The sequence below is a fragment of the uncultured Cyclobacterium sp. genome (genome assembly GCF_963977555.1).
GTDB lineage: Bacteria > Bacteroidota > Bacteroidia > Cytophagales > Cyclobacteriaceae > Cyclobacterium.
Map to the genome: position 1 here is coordinate 373,668 of NZ_CAXBPD010000003.1, position 21,139 is coordinate 394,806.

The 21,139-nt window shown below is 38.3% G+C and carries 16 protein-coding genes; 15 read left to right on the forward strand and 1 reads right to left on the reverse strand.

Annotated features, from left to right (window positions below):
* Nucleotides 1–273: 273 nt before the first annotated feature.
* The 14 genes from AAC073_RS05570 (at nucleotide 274) to AAC073_RS05635 (ending at nucleotide 17,274) form a co-directional block, all read left to right on the forward strand.
* Nucleotides 274–1,005 carry a Fic/DOC family N-terminal domain-containing protein gene (locus tag AAC073_RS05570; RefSeq protein ID WP_339922852.1) on the forward strand — a complete coding sequence of 244 codons (732 nt, stop codon included), beginning with the start codon at nucleotides 274–276 and terminating at the stop codon, nucleotides 1,003–1,005.
* A gap of 39 nt (nucleotides 1,006–1,044) precedes the next feature.
* Complete coding sequence (locus AAC073_RS05575; protein ID WP_339922853.1) at nucleotides 1,045–1,365, forward strand: hypothetical protein; 321 nt, start codon at nucleotides 1,045–1,047, stop codon at nucleotides 1,363–1,365.
* A 109-nt stretch (nucleotides 1,366–1,474) separates the two neighbouring features.
* Entirely contained in the window at nucleotides 1,475–1,603 is a 129-nt protein-coding gene (locus tag AAC073_RS05580; protein WP_339922854.1) for a hypothetical protein, read from the forward strand.
* Nucleotides 1,604–1,639: 36 nt separating this feature from the next.
* The gene (locus tag AAC073_RS05585; RefSeq protein WP_339922855.1) at nucleotides 1,640–1,792 is read left to right on the forward strand and encodes a hypothetical protein; all 153 of its coding nucleotides are present in this window, start codon (nucleotides 1,640–1,642) and stop codon (nucleotides 1,790–1,792) included.
* Entirely contained in the window at nucleotides 1,789–4,788 is a 3,000-nt protein-coding gene (locus AAC073_RS05590; RefSeq protein WP_339922856.1) for a DEAD/DEAH box helicase family protein, read from the forward strand. Before AAC073_RS05585 ends, AAC073_RS05590 begins: the two co-directional genes overlap by 4 nt.
* Before the next feature lie 323 nt (nucleotides 4,789–5,111).
* Complete coding sequence (locus AAC073_RS05595; protein ID WP_339922857.1) at nucleotides 5,112–6,089, forward strand: FAD/NAD(P)-binding protein; 978 nt, start codon at nucleotides 5,112–5,114, stop codon at nucleotides 6,087–6,089.
* A complete protein-coding gene (locus AAC073_RS05600; RefSeq protein ID WP_339922858.1) occupies nucleotides 6,067–6,621 on the forward strand; it encodes a hypothetical protein in 555 nt (184 codons plus the stop codon). Before AAC073_RS05595 ends, AAC073_RS05600 begins: the two co-directional genes overlap by 23 nt.
* Before the next feature lie 220 nt (nucleotides 6,622–6,841).
* Complete coding sequence (locus AAC073_RS05605; protein WP_339922859.1) at nucleotides 6,842–7,540, forward strand: hypothetical protein; 699 nt, start codon at nucleotides 6,842–6,844, stop codon at nucleotides 7,538–7,540.
* A gap of 299 nt (nucleotides 7,541–7,839) precedes the next feature.
* Nucleotides 7,840–8,016 carry a pinensin family lanthipeptide gene (locus tag AAC073_RS05610; RefSeq protein ID WP_339922860.1) on the forward strand — a complete coding sequence of 59 codons (177 nt, stop codon included), beginning with the start codon at nucleotides 7,840–7,842 and terminating at the stop codon, nucleotides 8,014–8,016.
* A 69-nt stretch (nucleotides 8,017–8,085) separates the two neighbouring features.
* Nucleotides 8,086–10,068: a lanthionine synthetase LanC family protein gene (locus AAC073_RS05615; RefSeq protein WP_339922861.1), complete on the forward strand. Its 1,983-nt coding sequence runs from the start codon at nucleotides 8,086–8,088 to the stop codon at nucleotides 10,066–10,068.
* Complete coding sequence (locus AAC073_RS05620) at nucleotides 10,065–12,260, forward strand: peptidase domain-containing ABC transporter (RefSeq protein WP_339922862.1); 2,196 nt, start codon at nucleotides 10,065–10,067, stop codon at nucleotides 12,258–12,260. The genes AAC073_RS05615 and AAC073_RS05620 overlap by 4 nt, the downstream gene beginning before the upstream one ends.
* On the forward strand, nucleotides 12,257–13,552 hold the full coding sequence (locus AAC073_RS05625) for an HlyD family efflux transporter periplasmic adaptor subunit (protein WP_339922863.1): 1,296 nt from the start codon (nucleotides 12,257–12,259) through the stop codon (nucleotides 13,550–13,552). Before AAC073_RS05620 ends, AAC073_RS05625 begins: the two co-directional genes overlap by 4 nt.
* A gap of 3 nt (nucleotides 13,553–13,555) precedes the next feature.
* Nucleotides 13,556–16,285, forward strand: coding sequence for a lantibiotic dehydratase (locus AAC073_RS05630; protein WP_339922864.1), 2,730 nt, complete (start codon nucleotides 13,556–13,558; stop codon nucleotides 16,283–16,285).
* An 83-nt stretch (nucleotides 16,286–16,368) separates the two neighbouring features.
* A complete protein-coding gene (locus AAC073_RS05635; protein WP_339922865.1) occupies nucleotides 16,369–17,274 on the forward strand; it encodes a thiopeptide-type bacteriocin biosynthesis protein in 906 nt (301 codons plus the stop codon).
* On the opposite strand, the gene AAC073_RS05640 is transcribed toward AAC073_RS05635, so the two are convergent.
* Nucleotides 17,249–18,667 (reverse strand): methyltransferase domain-containing protein, encoded by a 1,419-nt coding sequence (locus tag AAC073_RS05640; protein WP_339922866.1) that lies wholly within the window; start codon nucleotides 18,665–18,667, stop codon nucleotides 17,249–17,251. The genes AAC073_RS05635 and AAC073_RS05640 overlap by 26 nt on opposite strands.
* A 117-nt stretch (nucleotides 18,668–18,784) precedes the next feature.
* On the opposite strand from AAC073_RS05640, the gene AAC073_RS05645 reads away from it, so the two are divergent.
* Nucleotides 18,785–21,106, forward strand: coding sequence for a TonB-dependent receptor (locus AAC073_RS05645; protein WP_339922867.1), 2,322 nt, complete (start codon nucleotides 18,785–18,787; stop codon nucleotides 21,104–21,106).
* Nucleotides 21,107–21,139 lie beyond the last annotated feature (33 nt).

The following is a 21,139-nucleotide window of genomic DNA, read 5'->3' on the forward strand; positions in this document are numbered from 1 at the left end:
TTACTATTTGAATGAAATCAAGAAAAGGTCTAATTACAATAGTAAATGAACTAATATTGCTTTAAATACGAAGGAAGTCAAAATCGACAAAGATATTTGACAATAACAAAGAAATTTTAAAACAATTGGGAAAATAAATCCTATAATGAAAATTAACCAAAAAGGACTTGCGAGACTTTTATTCAGGAGAAGATGGAAAGGATGAATACCGGCTAATTGAAAAGGAGATCAATGAGTTGTAATTTATAGGAATACGCATTTTAATTTTAGGCTATGGCAACAAAATCACATAAAGCATTTAACGATTTACCTCTTCTTCCTCCAAAACAATCTTTGGTAGAGACAATTGCTATTCTCAAACAGGAAAGTAAATCTGCAGTTGCACTGGCAGAATTAAAAGGTCTTACGAGTACATTACCGAATCCAAATATTCTCATCAATGCTGTTATTTTAAAAGAAGCTCAAGCGAGTTCAGGAATTGAGAACGTGATTACAACCCAAGACAAACTTTATCAGGCGTTATACGCCAAATCAGCAAAACCAGATGTTGCAACAAAAGAGGTTTTACGATACAGAGAAGCACTTCTGATGGGTACGATTTTAATCAAAGAAAAAAGATTTCTTAATACAAACGGAATAATTACCATTCAGAAAGAATTGGAAGAAAATAATGCTGGACTCAGAAAACTTCCTGGAACGGCATTAATTAACGACTTGACTAATGAAGTGATTTATACTCCGCCTGATAATTTTGATTCGATTAGTGGCTTAATGAAAAACCTTGAAGAATATATCAACATTGATGAAGATGATGTTTCTCCATTAATCAAGTTAGCCATTCAACACTATCAATTTGAAAGCATCCATCCTTTTTATGATGGTAATGGTAGAACTGGAAGGATTATCAATGTCTTGTATTTAATTTTGAAAGGTTTATTAAACGAACCTGTATTGTATTTGAGTTCTTATATTATCCACAGAAAGGGAGATTACTATCGATTATAACAGGAGGTTCAGACTAAAAATAACTGGGAAGATTGGATTTTGTTTATACTCAAAGGTATTGAGCAGACAGCGCTGAGTACAATTGAGCAAATAAATAAAATCAATCAACTGTTCAACGAAACACAAAAATTGGTGCAGGAGAAATTACCTAGAATCTATTCGAAAGATTTGATAGAGCAGCTTTTCGTTCATCCTTATTGTAAAATAGAGTTTTTGGTGAAAAATTTAAACTTAGAACGTAAAGCAGCTTCACGACATTTGAATAATTTAAAAGAAATAGACGTTTTAAAGTCACTTTCAAAGGGAAAAGAGGTTATATACGTAAATGAAAAACTGTATAATTTACTGAAAAATGGCTAAAAATAACGTGGGACATTTTGGGACACGTCCTGAAAACGTGAGACAATTTATACGTTTTTAGGACACGTTACAAAAACGCGGGACATTTTGGGACATATAATAATCAACTATGGATACAGACGATTTATCAATACCAACTTATAAAGGAATCATTTTAGAAGCCGAAAAATTCAATCACGAGTTGACTTTGCAATTTGGTGTTCTGGCGTCCAGTTGTAAAGATGATGACGACTATTAGAATCAAGCGGAAGCCTTAATAAAAGATTGGCTTCAAATGAATGATTTTGAAGATATTATTGATGGTATTTTCTTTGGGCAAAAAGTAAATGAAAATGCGTTCAGAAAAACTTTAAACATAACCCTATCCAATATTGCTGAAATCAGAAAAACACCAATGAAGCAACGGGAATTTGAAGATTGGGGATGAGTATTATCAATAAAATGGTTTCCAATCACGAAAATATCAACCTTTTACGCTCCCTATTCAAAGGGCGTGAAAACATATTTGCCGTTCGTTGGGAGAAACCTGCCCGTCCGTCAGGCGGGGGAAACAAATCAGGCTATATGCCAGCCTATTTTTATGACCCTTATCGTTTAAGGGCGCATAAAATGAATGGAGGGACGTTTCAGAATTTTACCGAAAAGTCTTATCTGAAATATACAGATGAACAAATCCAAAAGCATTTGGACGGCTTTCATCATATTGGAATTTACCCTCTATTTCAAGACAATACCACTTGGTTTTTAGCTGCAGATTTTGATAAAGCGAATTGGCAAGATGAAGCCGTTACTTTCCTTAATACTTGTAAAGAAAAAAAAATCCCTGCCTACTTGGAGCGTTCACGTTCAGGTAACGGTGGACACGTTTGGATATTTTTTGATAAACAATATCCCGCCATAAGAAGTCGCAAAATATTCATTTCAATTTTAGAACAATCGGGAGCGTTTTCAATGTTTGATAAAAGCTCCAGTTTCGATAGATTGTTCCCCAATCAGGATTTTCTTTCAGGCAAAGGTTTTGGAAACTTGATTGCATTGCCGCTTTTTAAGCCAACTTTTGAAAAGGGAAATAATTGCTTTATTCATCCAGAAACATTTGAACCATTCCCAGACCAATGGGGTTTCCTAAAAAATATTCAAAGGGTTTCCACAGATTTTTTAGACGAGCTATGCAAAACATTATCGCCTAATGTTCCGATAATAAAATCGCAGCCAATAAATGAAAAACTTGGCATTTCTTTAAACAATACGATTCGAATCAGCAGAAATGGATTAACCCCAACGCTTACTCATTTTCTGAAAGAAGAATTAAATTTTGCAAACTCTGAATTTTTCATCAAAAAGAAATCAGGAAGAAACACCTTTGAAACAGTCCGTTATTTTAAACTGATTGAGGAATCAGAAGGTGAGGTTTTCATTCCTCGGGGATTTATCGGAAGACTACTGCGCTTTTGCAAGGAATCACAAATCGAATTTGGGTTTGTTGATGAAAGAAAACTAAAACCAACTATTCCTTTTGTGTTTAATGCTGCTTTACGAAACCATCAACTTGGAGTAATAGAAGCGGTTTCTAAAAAGGACTACGGAGTAATAGTTGCACCACCAGGTTCAGGAAAAACAGTGATTGGATTAAAAATAATTGGGGATAAAGGACAACCTGCACTCATTATTGTTCACCGAAAACAGTTATTGGAGCAATGGACAGAACGGATTGAAGCATTTTTAGGCATTCCCAAAAGAGATATTGGAGTTATCGGTCAAGGAAAATCTAAAATAGGCAAACAAATTACCGTAGCAACAATTCAAAGTTTGCCAAAACATATAGAATCTGTTGAAAATCAATTTGGAACTATCATAGTGGACGAATGCCACCACGTTCCTGCCGAAACTTTCAGGAAAACAATTGAAAAACTACAAGCATATTATCTGTATGGATTGACTGCTACCCCTTTCAGAAAGTACAATGATGGGAAAATGATTTTTACCCATTTGGGAGAAATTATTGCCAATATTCAACCCACTGAAATTGAAAATTATAAACAGGCGAAAATCATCATCCACAACACTGAATTAAATGTTCCATATAATTCTAAGACAGATAGTTTTGAAACATTGTCAAAAATTTTAGTTCACGATACTGCTCGAAACAAACTGATATTGGAAGATGTAAAAACAGAACTGAATCAGGGTAAGAAAGCGGTTATCATCACCGAACGAAAAGAGCATATTGATACGCTGTATTTATTTTTAAAACAATCGTATGAAGCTATTACGCTGAGCGGAGAAGATTCAGAAACTTCTAAAAAAGCCAAATGGAAAACATTAAAAGAAGGGAATTTCCAGGTTTTAATTACAACAGGACAATATTTTGGCGAAGGAACAGATTTACAAAATGTTAGCTGTTTGTTTTTGGTCTATCCATTTTCTTTTGAAGGCAAACTGATCCAATATATAGGCAGGGTGCAACGCTCGGAAATAAATCCGATCATTTATGATTATCGAGATTATAAGATTGATTATCTCAACAGACTTTTCTTAAAGAGAAATACGTATTATCGAAAAATCGATAAGCAGGCAACTTTGTTTGATGAACCAAAGGACGAAATCACAAAATCAAACCATGTTATATCCTTAGAAAAGAAAATCAAGGTTCCAATTGAGGAATTGGATTTTCATTACGGAAGTATAGCGTTCAAATATTCAGTTGTAGAGATGAATACCGAACTTCAATTTCAGGTCGAAAACAACGAGATTAGACCAGGATTTGAGGTTCTTAAACCCTATTTCATCAAAACATTGAAGTCAAAAAATATTACCGTAGAATTGTTAGCCGAGTTTGAAAACGGAAAATTGGTTTCTCAATTAGCACTATCAACTGATATTGACCGAATCAATAAAGAAGTGGTTGAGGGAGTGAAATTTCAATTTTTAAATAAAGGATTGCTCAAACAATTCAGCGCCAAAAATCAAAACATTTTGACTTCTGATGAATTACAAGAGCAGGATAAAATTTATTCAAACGCAGAAGAGTTATTGACTGAAATTCTTAAAAATAAGCAATACAAACATTCCCAACACATTCAATATTTAGCAGAAAGACATGAAAGTTCAATAATGAAAATTCGTTTTGTCCTCAATCCATTTTCATTCGTATTTCTGCTTGCAGGAGAGCAAAGTTATTTTGTTGTTTTGGAAACCTTGGACACAGAAGAGGCGACTTACATTTGGCATTCCCCTAAAAATAAATCGTCTTTAATTCAGGAAGTAAAACAAATTGACAGCCAATTAAGCACTATTAGAAAAAAAGGAAGACAGGCATTTTTGGAAAATAATCCTGAAAACTTTACTAGAATTATGCATGATTATTCAGATAACAAAATAGGATTTATAATATGGAAATCAGCATTAGAAGAGATTGTTTAGGATAGTACACGATGGTTTAAATATCACATAATAGCTGCTCTTTTATTATTTAGAACCTGATTTTCGAGTAACTCATCGTTATATCCACTTTGTCGAGTTTAAAATGAAATTTGTTTCCCATAATCTAAAAATTGACTGAAGTAGAAAGTTTTTATGAAGTAATGGAGCTAAGGTAGTTTTCTCGACAGCTGATTTTCATTAATATGTTGCTGGTATGAAAATTGAGCATAGAGATGATTCTGTTTGGTTCTTGTTATCAAAAATAGTTTGAGTTCCCAAACTAAAAATTAACATGCTTAGTAAATAACGCCAAAATCTGAAAAATGGAAGAAACTATAGTAAGCATTATAGGCGGAGGAGCTTGCGGGGTTGCTACGCTGGCAGAGTTGATGGTACAGCTGAAAATCTCAGGCAAACATAAATCCACAAAAGTATTAATAATAGAAAAAAGAAGAGAATTAGGAGTGGGACTCGCCTTCGGCACCGGTCAGCAGGGTCACTTGCTAAACACGCAGGCAGATTTAATGGGGATACATTCCTTTGAACCTAAGCATTTTTCATTTTGGTTAAAAAAAAATGGAGAAGACAACAACCCAGAGGTGAAAGGGGGGAATAATTTAGATCAATCCTATGCCACGCGTCGTCTTTACGGGAAATATATTCAGGAACAAGTCAATCGCTACCTTAATGAAGCCAAAGAAATTGGCTTAGTCATTGAAATAATCCAAGATGAAGCAATTGATCTCATTCCAGAAAAGGGCCGTTGGCAGATTAAATTAAAAAATGGACCAAACAGGAGTGCGGATCATGTAATACTCGTTCCCGGAACGCCTAAGCCAAACAACTTTCCTGAGTTTGACGGTTTGAAAAATTACTTTGGGTTTCCATGGCCTAGTGAGCCAATTATTAAGGGAATACCTCAAGATGCTGAGGTTTCTATTCTTGGTTCTAGCCTCAGTGCCATTGATGCGATAAAGACACTAACAGATAGTGGTCACTATGGCAAAATCTCTCTTTTCTCATTGGATGGCTTAATGCCCAGGGTTCAGCCCAAAGATGAATCTTCGTACGGGAGAAAGTTTTTGACGCTTTCTAACATACACCGTATTCGACGAACAGCGTGGAGAAAACCAAAGATCAAAGAATTGTTTCGGTTATTTCAGCAGGAAGCGGAAAACTACGTAGGCCATCCAATTGACTGGAAGACTACAGAGCGAAAGGGAATTCCAGCGGATCAACTTCTTGAAGAAGATATTCGGATCGCAAAAGAGGGCGGCGATGCATTCATCAACATTTTGTGAGTATAGTTTACGGTATGAAACATCTCAGATTTGGGAATGGCTTTCTGTTTCTGAGAAACAAAAATTTAAGCAGTGGTTGGGCCCGTATTGGACGGTAACACGTTATGGCATGCCCTTGATCAATGCACACAGATTAAGAGAACTGTTCAAAAGCGGAAAACTGGAAGTCCACTCCCCCCTGTATAAGGTAAGTTATGATGGAGATAAGAAAAAATTCATTTTTCAGCATGGCAACAAAAAGCAACATGAAGGAGCGTATTTAATCAATGCAACAGGTCCGGCAAATAGAGTTGAAAATATGAAATCCACCTTGTTGCAAAATTTATTGAAAAGCGGAGTTATAGAAGCTCATCCCATTGGAGGAATTTACATAGATGCCGATAAAATGGAAGTCATTAGTTCGAAAAATCCACATAGAAATCTTTATACGGCGGGACATATTTGTAACGGAATGTTGCTGGATGTCAATGCCGTGTGGTTCAATGTAAAGTCAATTGCAACACTTTGTAACCACATAAAGAAAAAAATATAATATGGGTGTTTTTTTTGACCTTTATAAAAGCCTTCTCCCAGTACTTGCGTTTATTGGAGTTGGTTATTTTATAAGAAAGTGGTTTAATCTTAAACCAAACATCATTTCCATCCCATTAATTTTTTTGCTTGTCCCCCCACTGGTAATTTACAATGTGTCCGAAGCAGATACATCCAAAATAATTGTAATTCCTGTCCTATCTTTTCTGATTTCATTAGCTATGAATCTCCCGGCCCTTTTGGCAAAAAAGACGATTGCCAAGGAGGAAGACATTAACTTGTTAAAAAGCTCATTTACCTTCTTTAATGTACTTTTTTTTGGAATTCCGGTTATCATCGCTTTGTTTGGAAAGGAGTCCACCAGTGTACTTATCTGCGTGTATTTAGGTACTGCCATGTATGGGAATGTCATTGGCTATTTTCAAGTCGCAAAGACAAAGTTGTCCACAAAAAAGGCTTTGAAAGAAATGATAAAAGTGCCTTATCTCTATGTTTTCATAATTGCGATCGGTATTAAGGTACTGGGTGTAAAAATCCCAGAAGAGGTAGATCCAGCCATGGACATCGGTAGTTGGGTGATTTCTTGCCTTGGGATGATGATCGTGGGTGTGCACCTGACTGACGTCAATTTCAAAAATATAAATATCCCTTATTTTGGAAAATTGTTAGGTTTCAGAACTATTTCTGCCATACTTATTTCAGTTTTAATTATTGGAGCTGAGTACTTGATTTGGGGAAATCTGGAAACAGAAGACTATTTAATGTTGATTTTAATCCCATTTTTACCGGTCGCTTCCAATATCTCCTTATTCGCTTCATACCTGGAGACAGATGAGGAGCGCTTCTCGTTGGTCGTAGTCCTTTCGATTGGGCTGTCGCTTGTTTTGGTACCAATTGTAGCGCAATTTTTCCCATCATAAAAAAGGAGTCCCGACCAAAACGACAACCCTATCAGGTAAAATATCTGGTTTGAATTTTAAATTAAATAAATATTTTTTTAGTGAAGGTTTTCACCCTTTCCCTCTAATTATTAATCAATTCCAACCAAACAACAGCAAAAATAGGCAATATTTTAAAACAATAGTTACATCTTTTTTTATGCAACATTATTGCATAACAGATCATAATTTGCTATATATGCAATATTGTTGCAACATTGAAAAAAGGGGTAGCCGAAAACCTTTAATAGAGTAAGCTTAATTTTAAAAATTTTATTACCATGAAAAAGAAGTTAAAATTAGACGATTTCAAAGTAAAAAGTTTTGTTACTAGCCCTAAAGATGCTTTTGGTGCTGCAGGTGTATTGGCAGATGATGCACATACCACTATTCACACTAAAAAATCAAAAGATACAGCGCATTGCTGCGCTAGCGAAGTTAGCCTGAAATTGGGTTGATTTACTCCTACGGTAAACAACCTTGTTTACCGTAGGTTTTAACTTTCCTATAATCACAAATGAATACCCATGGACAAAGCCCTGCTTTATGAAAAAATCATCAGTATAGCAGATAAGATCACCTCCCAATCCATCAAAAGCAAGGACAGCACTCATTTTTTGACCATGAAACCATTAAGCCATGGAAATCACATTTATTCCTGTGATGACAGCCTCTATACCGGCAATGCGGGAATCCTTCTGTTCTTTGATGCCCTATACACCTATTCAGGAGAAAGAAGGTTTTTGCAAATGTCAAAAAGCATCGGAAACTGGCTGATTCAAAACAAATCGGAGGCCCCCATTCCTTCATTTTATTTGGGCGAATCCGGTATAGCCTATTCCTTGCTTATGCTATATAAACAATGTGGAGACGAAAAATACCTTATTTCAGGCTTAGAAAAACTAAAAAAATGTACTGAAACCTATCCCAACTCCATTCCTGCAGAATTTTTCAATGGTTTATCCGGTGTCATCCTTGTATTGCTTTGCTTCCATCAAATTTCTGGTGAAGCTTGGCTTTTGGAAAGAGTTGATAAGGCCATTGAAATCATTCTACAAAGAGCTCACCTAAGTAAAGAAGGCATTTGCTGGGATAGAAATTTTGATCAAATTCATGGATTATGCGGTTTGTCGCATGGGGCTTCAGGAATTGCCTATGCGCTGTGGACTGTTGGCGAGTACACCGGAAACCACAATTTTTACTGGTTGGCCAAAGAAGCTGTTCGTTATGAAAACAATTACTTCAATCAAAAAGAACAAAATTGGCCGGATTTCAGAACCTCAATTAGTGATAGTAGCATTCAAAGCCAATGGATACAGGCATTTAAAGAGGGAAATGAGTCAATTTTCACCGCACCTACCTTTTTCAATGGCTGGTGCAATGGTGCTGTAGGCATTGGGCTTGCCCGTTTGAAAGGGTACCAACTTACCAAAGATCCTGAATTGTTGCAAGATGCTAAAAATGCAGCAAGGAAAACTGTACAGACTGATGTATCGGAGGACAACCCTTTTGGTTCTTATACTCTATGTCATGGAGGCTGTGGGAATGCCGAATTATTTTTGGAATACGCCAGAACAACCGGCGACAAGACTTATTTCAAACATGCCTGCTACGTTGCGGAAAAAGCCATTGCTCAACACAAAGAGCAGGGCTTGCTCCGATGTGGATATGGAGGCCATTCCGCTGAAGACATCAGTTTGTTCATGGGGACCGCAGGAATTGGACACCACTTTTTACGTTTATTGGACGGGAAGAAAGTAGGGTCCGTACTCTTACCTCAAATTAGCGGGCAAAAATGGCTTTCAAAAGATAAAGGCTTCAATTATCTAAACCTCTCCTTGAGTGCATTAAAGAAAAACCTCTTAAAAAAGTCCTTTCCAAAATCCATTGATAGCATGCTATTTTCCTCGCTACCATCCTCAACTGATCCGAATAGCAATATTGATCAAACCCTAAAGGAAATGGAGCATAAACTTCTAGATTCGACCGCCTCCAACAACCATCTTGAAGAAATATTTAAAATAGAATGGGCCAAAGTACAAATTGATTGGAAAAGTACCAGTGATGTCCTTTCCTACATTAAATCAAAAGTTGTACAAGAAAGGACGGAAAACATCCTTCTCTTCGAATCCGAAAAATTAACAGAGACCATGTTAATTCTAAATCCTGATTTGGAGTATAATAGGACGAATGAACACGCACAGAACGAGTCAGGCAGTTACCTGGTACACAGACCAGCGTTTAACGGAGTCATTGTTATAGAACTGGACGAATTACGTTTTGAAATTTGTCAACAATTTCAAAACGCAACCTCCATAAGAGCTGCGTTTGATGTTTTTTTGGCATCATATGATACAGCCAATCTTCCAAACATCACATCAACCTACCAACTTTATATCCAAAACGTGGTGGCAGCCATGAAAGAACAAATCATTATACCTGCGGATATTGCTCCTTATTTTCAAAAGCATAAGGACAGGATTCCCAACAACCCTTCGGAAGTATTATGAGTTGGGGAAAATTTCCGTTTTATCGACAACACGACTATACTGACTGTGGCCATACATGTTTACGCATGATTGCCAAGTTTTACGGTAAGTCAGTATCTCTGGCTCGCTTAAAGGCAATGAGCGATGTTTCTTTTATTGGATTGTCATTACATAGTCTGGGAAAGTTGGCTGAGAAACTTCAACTTAGGGCACTCCCCATACAAACAGACTACAAGCAATTGTATGAGGAGGTACCCCTGCCTTGTGTTGTGCACTGGAACCAGAACCATTTTGTGGTCGTGTACAAGGTGGAAAAAAACAAAGCATATATTGCCGACCCTTCCTACGGCAAGTTGAAATTTTCTCGAAAGCAATTCATCAAACATTGGACAGGATCTGAAAAGGAAAATACAGTAGGAAACCTATTATTACTGGAACCAACCCTTCAATTCAATGAACAAACGGAGGATCACGAACCTTATAAACCTGGCATAAAAGCCATACTTCAGCAATTAAAAGGGCAGCAAAAGTTCATCGTTCAGTTGTTTTTGGGCTTAGCTGCAGGCAGTGTTCTCCAATTAATATTCCCCCTTCTCACCCAAGCGATGGTGGATATAGGCATCAGCAATAGAGACGTTGGTTTTATCTACCTGATCCTTTTTGCCCAGTTGCTTCTATTTGTAGGGAGAACCACCATAGATTTTATAAAGAACTGGATTATTCTCCATTTAGGTGTAAGGGTTAATATTTCCATAATTTCAGATTTCTTGATTAAGCTTATGAAATTGCCTTTGGCATTTTTTGAGACCAAGCATATGGGAAATCTGCTTCAGCGAATTACGGACCACGAACGGATTGGTACCTTTTTCAATTCCACTCTTCCAGATTTAATGTTTGGGGTCACCACCCTACTGATATACAGCATAATCATTGCTTTTTATAGCCTAGATATTTTTGCGGTCTTTTTTGTCGGTAGTGCCTCGTACTTTGCATGGATTTATATTTTTCTGGAAAAAAGAAAAAGACTTGACTATAAAAAGTTTTCGGAGGATGCCCGTAATACCAGCAACCTAATAGAACTTTTTACTGGCATGAAAGAAATTAAATTAAATGGTGCCGAGGTGAATAGGCGCTGGAAATGGGAAGGGATTCAAGCAAAGTTGTATCAAGTTAATATCAAAAGTCTTAGCCTAAAACAAACCCAAGAGGGAGGGTCTCTTTTCATCAATGAGGTCAAAAATATTGTTATCACATTTATGGCTGCCCAGCAAGTGGTGAATGGAGAAATAACCCTTGGTATGATGCTGGCTTTGTCTTATATAATTGGTCAGTTGAACAATCCTATCTTACAAGCCATCGGTATGATTCGGAATTGGCAGGACGCCCGGATTGCTTTGGAGCGAATTTCTGAAATTTATGACCACCAAGAAGAAGATCCGAAAGAAGTGGTCAGAACCCTAACCCTTCCGGAATCACCCGACATCCATATCCGAAACCTATCCTTTAAGTACGAGGGTGACCACAATGCCTATGTGCTTAAAGAGCTAAACATGGACATCCCCTTTGGGAAGACCACAGCTATTGTGGGAACAAGTGGAAGTGGAAAAACCACCCTACTGAAATTATTACTAAAGTTTTATCCCCCTTCCAAAGGCAGTATTCAGGTAGGAGGCATCGACCTGGAAAACATATCCACCAATGAATGGCGGAAATATACAGGTACAGTAATGCAGGATGGTTATATCTTCTCTGACACAGTATCGGGCAATATAGTAGTAAACGAAGATGAGGTTGACCTTGACCGATTGCGCCATGCGGCCAAGGTAGCCAATGCCACAGAATTCATCGATCAGCTTCCTTTGGGATTTGATACCATGATTGGCAGGGATGGTTCTGGACTGAGTGTGGGTCAAAAGCAGCGAATTCTAATTGCCCGGTCCATATACAGAGATCCTTCTTTCATGTTATTTGATGAGGCCACAAGTGCCCTTGATGCCAATAATGAAAAGACCATTATGCACCAGCTCAACTCTTTTACTAAAGGGCGAACAACGCTGGTCATTGCTCATAGGCTGAGTACGGTAAGAAATGCCGATCAAATTGTAGTTCTAGAACAGGGCAAAATCATCGAACAAGGAACCCACCAAGAACTCACCTCATTGAAGGGCAAATATTATCATCTAGTAAAAAACCAATTGGAGTTAGGTAATTGAAAAAGCATATAGAAAAGGAAGAACGGAGTGAGGACGTTCAGGAGATTTTGGGGAAAATGCCCCACTGGATAATTCAGTGGGGCATGAGCTTCATTGCGCTAACCATAGTGCTTATCCTTATTGTCTCTGCATTTATAAAGTATCCGGATATTATTTCTGGTAAGATCCTCATTTCCACAGTATCCCCTCCCATAGAAGTTGTGTCCAACAGTCCCGGGAAAATCAGGGAATTAAGGATTTCTGATGGAGAAACAATGAAGTCCGGGGATATTGTTGCAGAAATTGAAAACACAGGAAATTTGGAGGAGATCATGGTTTTGAAAGGACAAATTGATTCTCTGGAAAAAGCCCTTCAACACCCAAACCAAATACCATCTTTTGAATTAAGTAGGCATTTGAGAACTGGTACCATGCAGGAATCCTACAACAATGTCCTCACGGCGATGGATAAGTACAAAGACCTTAAGACTACCCATTATTTCGCTAGTAAAAATGCGTTATTGGAGGAGCAAATAAGAAATTACAAAGAAAATATCGAGGTCATATCTAATCAAATATCCATTGCCCAACAAGAGCTGGAAATAGTGAAGCAACACCATGAAATCAATAAAATGCTCTATGAGCAAGGGGTGAAAAGCAAAATAGAATATGAAGAATACAAGGCCATTTACCTAAAGAAAATGCGAGAGGTTCCCGAACTGGAAAAAAGCCTAATCGACCACCGAATTAGTCTTAGTCAAAGTAGTGCAGAACAATTGGATTTGAAAAGAGATAAAGAGGTCATTTTCTTGGAACTGCTTTACACATTGAACAATGGGGTTCACCTGATCAAGCGGCAAATCCGGGATTGGGAACAACGATATCTTCTCATAGCGCCTATAGACGGAAAAGTGGTTTATAAAGAAAAATGGGAGGAGAATCAATTTTTAGGAACCAATGAACACTTTATGACCCTAGTTCATGAAAGCAAAAACATCATTGGATATATCGAAGTCCCCTCCTATGGCTTAGGAAAGGTCCAAGTTGGGCAAAGGGTGCGAATCAAACTAGACGCTTATCCCGAAGACCAGTATGGGCAATTACTGGGAACGGTAGAAGAGATTGCACTGCTTCCCACCGATGATGGATATAGAATTCGTGTAAGTCTCAATGAGGGACTCGTCTCTTCTTATGGGAAAAACCTGGATTTTAAGCCTGAGTTAAGAGGGACTGCTGAAATCGTCACCACAGACCTTAGCCTATTGTCAAGACTTTTTAACAAGTTAAATCATCTCATAAACAACAAAATATAAAACATGCAGCTTTTCCCCTATTTTATCATTCGGCTGGCAAGTGGAAACATGAAAAACCTACACAGATTGGAGGTACCAAAAAGTGTTGATCAGGTGCAAAAAATAATGGAGGCCACAGCTGAAATTGATCTTTTGAAAAATAAAATCAACCAAAATCTTTTTGAAACGATATCTCAACAAGCGGACACAAACCTTCAAAACAAACTGTTACAGCTAAAACGAGACATCCATAACCGGCGTCCAATAAATGAAAACATCTTTGATCTGCCACTATTTAAAACAAGTTCTGAGCTAAAAGATGACATCAACGTTTACATGCAACTTGAGCGGGCCTTGGAATCTTTAAAGGCTGAATGTGAGGACATTTACAACAGTGAACTAAAACAAACCTATAAACACCTCTATACACTATCATTAGAAGAAAACCTTCGCAAGGGCATGGTACTATCCAATCAATCACTGATTGACAATATGGACAAATACATCCCAAGGGTATTGAACAACAGCCCCAGAAAAAAAGAGTGGCAGACCATCTTGGGAATGATGAAATATTTAACAAGGATGACCACGAAAACATCTCCATTCAGTGTTTTCAATAATATTGGGCTTGGCACAATTGAGGATTCGCTACCCAAACAATGGGATTTTGATGGGGAATGGGGGGCAAAAAGTGTGGTAAGGCTGAACAACTACCTCTTTGCCTATCTTAAAGAAGCCATCTTAAATGTCGAATTCATCCGGAAGCAGTGCTTTATTCAATTAAACCCATCAGTGAGTATTAAAGGTGAAAACCTTTATTTCTTGACCAACAGTAACAATATAGAGTCATTTCAGCAAATTCCACTCAGCCCGGTCAACACTATGATTAAGGAGGAAATATCCTCCAAAAAAATTGAATACCAAGGCCTATTGGATATTTTAGGTCAACAGGTAGATGCACCTTACCAATCCTTAAAGGAATATCTTGACAGCCTAATCGATATTGGTTTTGTTGAGTTCAAATTTTCCACTTCGGGAGTAGATCCAGACTGGGACATTCATTTTAGCGCGGAATTACAGCTCCTAAAAGATAAAAATCCTTTGATTAAAGACTTAATCGATGCCCTTCAAAAGCTAAAACAGCTCACTTCCAACATGGAAAATGCCTGTGAAAAAGAACGTAAAACCCTACTGAATGATATTCACGGCCTTTTTAGCCAAGTCTACACCAACCTCTTAAATGCATCCTCCATTTCAAGCGATGCTGTTCTCCAAGGGGATAAGCAATTGGAAGAGCAAGCCTTTAAACAAATCCATTTTGAAGATTTTAAACTAAAACCCCATCAAATTGTATTTGAGGACAGCAAGCATACTGCTAATTTCAGGGTTTCAAAAGCAATGGTTACTCCTTTAGTCGAAAAGATAAACCAGTTATGCCGCCTAATGAGCAGGTTTGAAGTACAATTGGACAGAAAAGACAAACTTAAACACTATTATACCCTTCACTATTCGGACCAAAAAGTGGTAGATGTTCTTGCCTTCTATGAAAATTATTACAGAGATGTAGAATTACCTGAAATAACCCATGGTATCAACATGCCGGGATCCAAAGTTAGCATTCATAAGGTATTAGAAGTACCGGACATTAAAACCCGTCAGGAAAGGAACAAAAAATGGGAAAAGGAATTGGCCGAAGCCTTGAAACCATTGTTGTTGCATAATGCTAACCACCTGAATTTAACTACCGAACTATTGGAAGGGCTTAACAGTAACGAAAAAGAGGTAAAGTCTTCCTTAAAAACCGTCCAATCCTTGTCGGCATTTACTCAGTTGTTCAAGACAGAAGGAGAAGAATGGAAAGCGGTTCTCAACCTCACTTATGCCGGATATGGCAGGATGTACTCCCGCTTTTTGCATATTGTAGACCCTGAGGTTTCAGAGCTGCTAAGAGAGAAAAACCAAGAAATGGGACAAGAAGGCTTAATGGTAGAAAACACAGACGCCTCTTATTTCAATGCAAATTTAAGGCCTCCCCTGATGCCCTATGAATTGGAGGTACCCAATGGCCACCGTAATTTGCCTGAAGGAAATCAAATACTTGTAACGGAAGTAGGAATAACCTATTGCCAAAAGACCGATCAATTGCAACTCATTCACAAGCCTAGCTCTAAACCCCTCTATTTGTTTGACCTTGGCTTTCAATCCCTAAGGGGCCGTTCCCAATTGTACCAGTTACTTGAAAGGTTTACTCCGGCCACCTATGTTTATCCAACATTGCTATCTGAAACGATAAATTCAGCCTTATACCTTAATAAAGTAGAAAAAGGTGCCCTAACGGTTCAATTCCCAAGGATAACTTTTGAGGAGGATATAATCATCCAGAGAAAGACTTGGTTTTTTGCCAAAAAGGGAATTCCTGTCCGGCATCCCAATGAATCGGATGCAATGTTTTTTTTACGCTTGAACCAGTGGCGAACGAAAAATGAAATTCCAAGTGAGGTATTTATCTATGTGACAACTCCCCAAGAAATGGCAGCCCTGCCCCTAAAAGAGCAACAAAAGGTAGGCTTGGATAACCAGAAACCTCAATATATATCCTTTTACAACCCTATTCTCATCCGTTTATTCGAAAAAATGACCCAAAAAGTCCCTAAGGTTTTGAAAATAGAGGAAATGCTTCCGCAACCCTCTCAACTAGCCCGAATGAATGGCAATCAGATCGTAAATGAATGTGTCTTCCAATGGTACAATTAAGTCATAATAATTCCAAAATTGAGGATTCGTGCTCACAAGTCAAACCTTATTGGCTTTCCGCCCATTTATACCATGAAGGAGACATGAGGACATTCCTATTGCAAGCTGTCCGCCCATTCATAAACAATGAATTATACAAAGTAGGTAATGATAGCTTCTTTTTCATTCGTTATTGGGACAAAGGTTCTCATATCAGGCTTCGCATACCCTACTTTGACATTGAAAAGGAACAGGAAATAAAGCCGAAATTGATCCGTTACTTTCAAGATTATTTTAAAGCCAATCCCTCTGAGAGGGGGGGCGATTATGACATCAAAAACTATCCGGATTGGCAGACTTGGTATCCAAACGATTCCATTTTATTTAAAGAATATGTACCGGAAACCAATCGCTATGGAGGAAAGGATGCAATTAGAATTGCCGAAAAGCAGTTCTTCTATTCCTCAAGAGCAGTATTGGAAGCCCTTCCATACTTGACCTCTTACGACCAGTTAATTGGTACAGCGATTCAATTTCACATCAGCCTGTTTCATACCTTTGGGTTGGGGCCGACAGAAGCCCCAATATTTTTCGGCAAGATCTATGAAGACTGGTTTTTTTCGGCCTTTAAATTAAATGATAAAACGAAGGCCATGGAGAAGGAACGTTCTGAGGCAGAAATGATATTTAAACAGGAGTTTCAAGCCCAACGCTCAGTAATTAGTCCTTTTATAAAAGCATTTTGGGAACTACTGGAAAATCCTGAGGCTATTGAAAGCACATGGATACCGTCTTGGTTAAAAGGAATGAAAGAGGTAGCTCAAGATTTGGAGGCAGCTCAAAAAAACAGTTCATGGCAAACTTCTTATACAAACGACAAAGAAACAAACCGAAAATTGTGGCCCGTCTTAGAAAGCTATGTCCACATGACCAATAATCGGTTGGGGATTTTAAATAAGGATGAGCCCTTTATTGCCTATTTTATTAAAGAGAGCTTCCTTGAATTTTAACCACACCCTTTTCCAGTAACTGTTCCAAGGATTGCAACACCATGCCCCGAATCTCTTCCACAGAAACTTCAAAAAGGACGCAAAATTGAATCAGAAGGTCCTCCAGTTTAATGGGATCCCCCATTAACTTGAGGATTTCAAGTACCACTGGTGTTGTTGCCAAGGATCCTAATCCTTCCGGAAAGAGGGTTACAACAGGTTCGTTTTGTTCGGATATTTGTCCTTCAATCTTATACGAAACCGCACAGCTTATAGAAAGATAGGAGCTATTTTGCAAAGCCTCTACCGGGCCTTTATTAATTTTCCTTGCCAAAAATTGCCAATTCATATAGCTTTGCTGCAGCATTGAACCTGGACGGCTAAAATTGGTATTCTCCAAAGTCGATTCATTCACCCATTCAAAGCCCTTTTGCTCAAAAATTGCTTTAAACTCCTCCGCTGCATACATGGAAGATTCATCAGGGAAATGGTATTCTAGCGGTCCAAAGTGCAAGAACAAGCCACCAGGCTTGAGCACTCTATTCACCTCGTCCAAAAGTAAATCCAGAGGAAATACATCTGTAAAGTAGGCGGATAAGACCACTTCTATGGATTTGTCTTGAATAGGCATGTTCAAGGCATTGCCTAAAATGTAGTTGGTTTTTTGTGCAGATATTAACAAATCCTTGTCTCTATTTAGCAATGATGCGTTTTTTTCTTGTACCATTTCAGAAATGGTAAAGGCCCTTTTTAATTGCACATCATAAAAATCTATGGAACTATCCAGTAGGCGTTCAAAGCAAATGGCCATGGTCGGAGAGTTGTCCAATGCCAAAACCTCCTTAAAGTTTTTGCCCACTTCCACTGCTATTCGTCCCATTCCGGCACCTAAAACCAACATTCGATCATGAGATTGATAATAGGGAGACAACATATCTCCTATACTATCCACAATCTTCGAAACCTCCTGCTCATGGACCTCCTCCCCTGACCAATCTCTTAACAAATAACTAAGGTCAGTAGTATAAGCCATTTTTTCAATCGATTCAAAATCAATCGATTCTTTTGGCAAGAAACTGTGCAGGCTACTTTGTACCTCCTCGATCACCTTAAGGTTATGGTTTAACCCCTTTACTAATAGATCATAAAAAGGACGACGGTCTGTGATTTCACGCCCCTGACTTTCAAATTCAGCGATGCGTTTTCTCTCCTTATCGATATAGTGCTGATAGTAATTGCTAAACTGTCCAAGGACCTTCTCAGGCTGTGGAAATAAAAATGGAATTCGCCCTTTAATCAAAGGAAATCTCGATTTACAGTTGTTGCAGGAGACATAAGAAGCATCAATCGAGGCTTCTGAATCAAGGGAATTTCCACAATTAGGACAAATTAATACGGAAGGTGGTTTGTACATAAAGTATAAAATGCAATAGAGTTGCAATTATAAAAAAAATCGTTTATGTTCGCAACACTATTGCATTATTTAAAAGCTACACACTAACTAATAATTAATCAAAACTTTCTTCAATTAATGAAACTATTCTTTACACATTTATTCTTATTGGTTCCCATTCTTGTATGGGGACAACAAGCCTCCATCGAGGGGAAAATTATTGATGCCAACAAAGTCCCTCTACCTGGAATAACCATCATGCTGGAAGGCACATCCTATGGCACCTCTACAAATGGAGCAGGTATTTTCAGTTTTAACAATTTACCTGAAGGCTCCTATGTGATTGTGGCTTCCGGGGTAGGATATGAGGCAAAATCAACTTCAATTCTAATCCAGCAGGGAAGAACAACTTACCTTGAGTTACAACTTAGAGAGGGAGAAACCGATTTACAGGAAGTGGTGGTAGAAGCCATTCCCTTATCCCTTGAGAGTAAATCAGTAACAAGGACAAGTATACCATTGATCAACGTTCCCCAGCAGGTCCAAGTAGTGGATAGGGAGACAATGGATGATCAACAAATGTTTACTATGGATCAGGCTATGAAAAATGTTGCCGGCGTAAATGTTTCCGGTTCCAATGGCGCCATGAATATCCGTGGTTTTGGCACCAATGCTGTCAATGCATTGGTCAATGGAATGAAGGGCACTCCCTATCCTGCCGGTGTTATGCCACTTTTAGCCAATGTGGAAGCTGTGGAAGTAATCCATGGCCCTTCTTCTGTTCTTTATGGCGAGGGATCATTGGGTGGCCGTGTAAACATGGTAACCAAACAACCTAAAAAAGAATCACACGCCAATGTATCTGTTGGCGGTGGTAATTATGGCCTTTTTAGGGCCATGGGAGATGTGACAGGTAAACTAAACTCGTCCGAATCCCTTTATTTTCTTATGGGTGCTGCCTATCAAAGCGGAGGAAGGGTAACAGATAATTTTGACAATGAAAACTTTCAGATATATGGTAGTTTGAAGTGGGATGCTTCTGAAAGAACCAGCATGCAGCTTAATGCCAATTTCAATATGGATCGTGCTACCAGTAACTGGGCACCGGAAATCCCTGTTTTGGATGGTCTACCGGTCTTTTCCTTGCCTCGGGAATTCAATTACCAGTCTGATGATGCCTATTATGATGGCAATAGCTACCAGATCCAATTAATTACAGAACATAAACTGAACGCCAACTGGAAAACCAACCTACTTTTCGGCGCTAGCCAAAGCAAGGCACAGCGGAATCAATATGGTTTATCATGGATGTATGACCAAGAAACCGGTGACATAGGCAGAAGTTATACTGAGCAGGAAGTTATCTCCCCCACCATTACTGTCAATCCCTATATTGACGGTGAATTCAATATCGGAAAAGTAAAAAACAATCTTGCCGCAGGGATAGACCTTACTTATTCCAGGAGCAATTACCCCAATGGTATAAAATATTTTGATGCCCTTCCACTAAACATCAATTCCCCAAATTATTCATCAGGAATAACAGGAGATTATTTAGGCTATAGCAGTCATACGGAAAAGTTCACTTATAACACCGTGGGAGTCTACCTTCAGGATCAAATAGAACTTTCTCAAAAACTCAACGCACTGCTCGGAGTACGTTATACCAATTATTACATGAGGTACTATGCAGACGATGCTGAAGGAAATGCCATCTATGATGAGAAACCTGAAAATACAGAGGCCATTACCCCAAGTATAGGATTAGTTTACAAAGCTAAAGAAAACACTTCCTTCTATGTGGATTACAGCAAAGGATTTGTACCACAATACAGCAACGAAAGGAAATTTGGAGGGCCGTTCGATCCAGAAATTTCTCACCAATATGAAATCGGTTACAAAGGGGAGTATTTCAAAAACAAACTACATACCACCTTGGCATTGTACCATATCACAAAAGAAAATGTATTGGTGTTTTATACTGATCCCGACCTACCTGATGGATATGGCTACAAACCATTAGAGGAGGTTCAAAGTAAAGGTGTTGAAGTAGGAATTTCCGGTTACTTGACAGCCCGACTTTATTTGATTGCCAATTATAGTTACAACAATACCGAGGTATCAGAAAGCGACAGTCCTGAAAATGAGGGGAATACTTTTTACAATTCTCCAAAAGATCTGGCCAATGCTTGGATTAAATATGCCTTGACTAAAGGAGGGGCAGTAAGCACTACAATCGGTGCTGGTGTAAATTATGTGGGAGATCGTACCACTTATTTTGGAGATATCCCGGAATACACTGTAGCTGATGCCATGTTAAGTGTAGGGTTTAAGCGATACAAATTACAACTAAACGTCAACAACTTATTTGATGAGGAGTATGCCATCAGTGGAGGTTATGTAGATTATTTACCTGGAATGGGCCGTAATTTCCTTATCACTGGTAAATGGTCCTTTTAATGGCCCAATAACTTGTCAATTCAAGGAAAAATC

Bases quoted from the DNA above. Each gene is read 5' to 3' on its own strand.
- AAC073_RS05570 (WP_339922852.1), top strand. From the start codon at position 274: ATGGCAACAAAATCACATAAAGCATTTAACGATTTACCTCTTCTTCCT.
- AAC073_RS05580 (WP_339922854.1), top strand. From the start codon at position 1,475: ATGGATACAGACGATTTATCAATACCAACTTATAAAGGAATCATTTTA.
- AAC073_RS05585 (WP_339922855.1), top strand. From the start codon at position 1,640: ATGAATGATTTTGAAGATATTATTGATGGTATTTTCTTTGGGCAAAAA.
- AAC073_RS05590 (WP_339922856.1), top strand. From the start codon at position 1,789: ATGAGTATTATCAATAAAATGGTTTCCAATCACGAAAATATCAACCTT.
- AAC073_RS05595 (WP_339922857.1), top strand. From the start codon at position 5,112: ATGGAAGAAACTATAGTAAGCATTATAGGCGGAGGAGCTTGCGGGGTT.
- AAC073_RS05600 (WP_339922858.1), top strand. From the start codon at position 6,067: ATGCATTCATCAACATTTTGTGAGTATAGTTTACGGTATGAAACATCT.
- AAC073_RS05605 (WP_339922859.1), top strand. From the start codon at position 6,842: ATGAATCTCCCGGCCCTTTTGGCAAAAAAGACGATTGCCAAGGAGGAA.
- AAC073_RS05610 (WP_339922860.1), top strand. From the start codon at position 7,840: ATGAAAAAGAAGTTAAAATTAGACGATTTCAAAGTAAAAAGTTTTGTT.
- AAC073_RS05615 (WP_339922861.1), top strand. From the start codon at position 8,086: ATGGACAAAGCCCTGCTTTATGAAAAAATCATCAGTATAGCAGATAAG.
- AAC073_RS05620 (WP_339922862.1), top strand. From the start codon at position 10,065: ATGAGTTGGGGAAAATTTCCGTTTTATCGACAACACGACTATACTGAC.
- AAC073_RS05630 (WP_339922864.1), top strand. From the start codon at position 13,556: ATGCAGCTTTTCCCCTATTTTATCATTCGGCTGGCAAGTGGAAACATG.
- AAC073_RS05635 (WP_339922865.1), top strand. From the start codon at position 16,369: ATGAGGACATTCCTATTGCAAGCTGTCCGCCCATTCATAAACAATGAA.
- AAC073_RS05640 (WP_339922866.1), bottom strand. From the start codon at position 18,667: ATGTACAAACCACCTTCCGTATTAATTTGTCCTAATTGTGGAAATTCC.
- AAC073_RS05645 (WP_339922867.1), top strand. From the start codon at position 18,785: ATGAAACTATTCTTTACACATTTATTCTTATTGGTTCCCATTCTTGTA.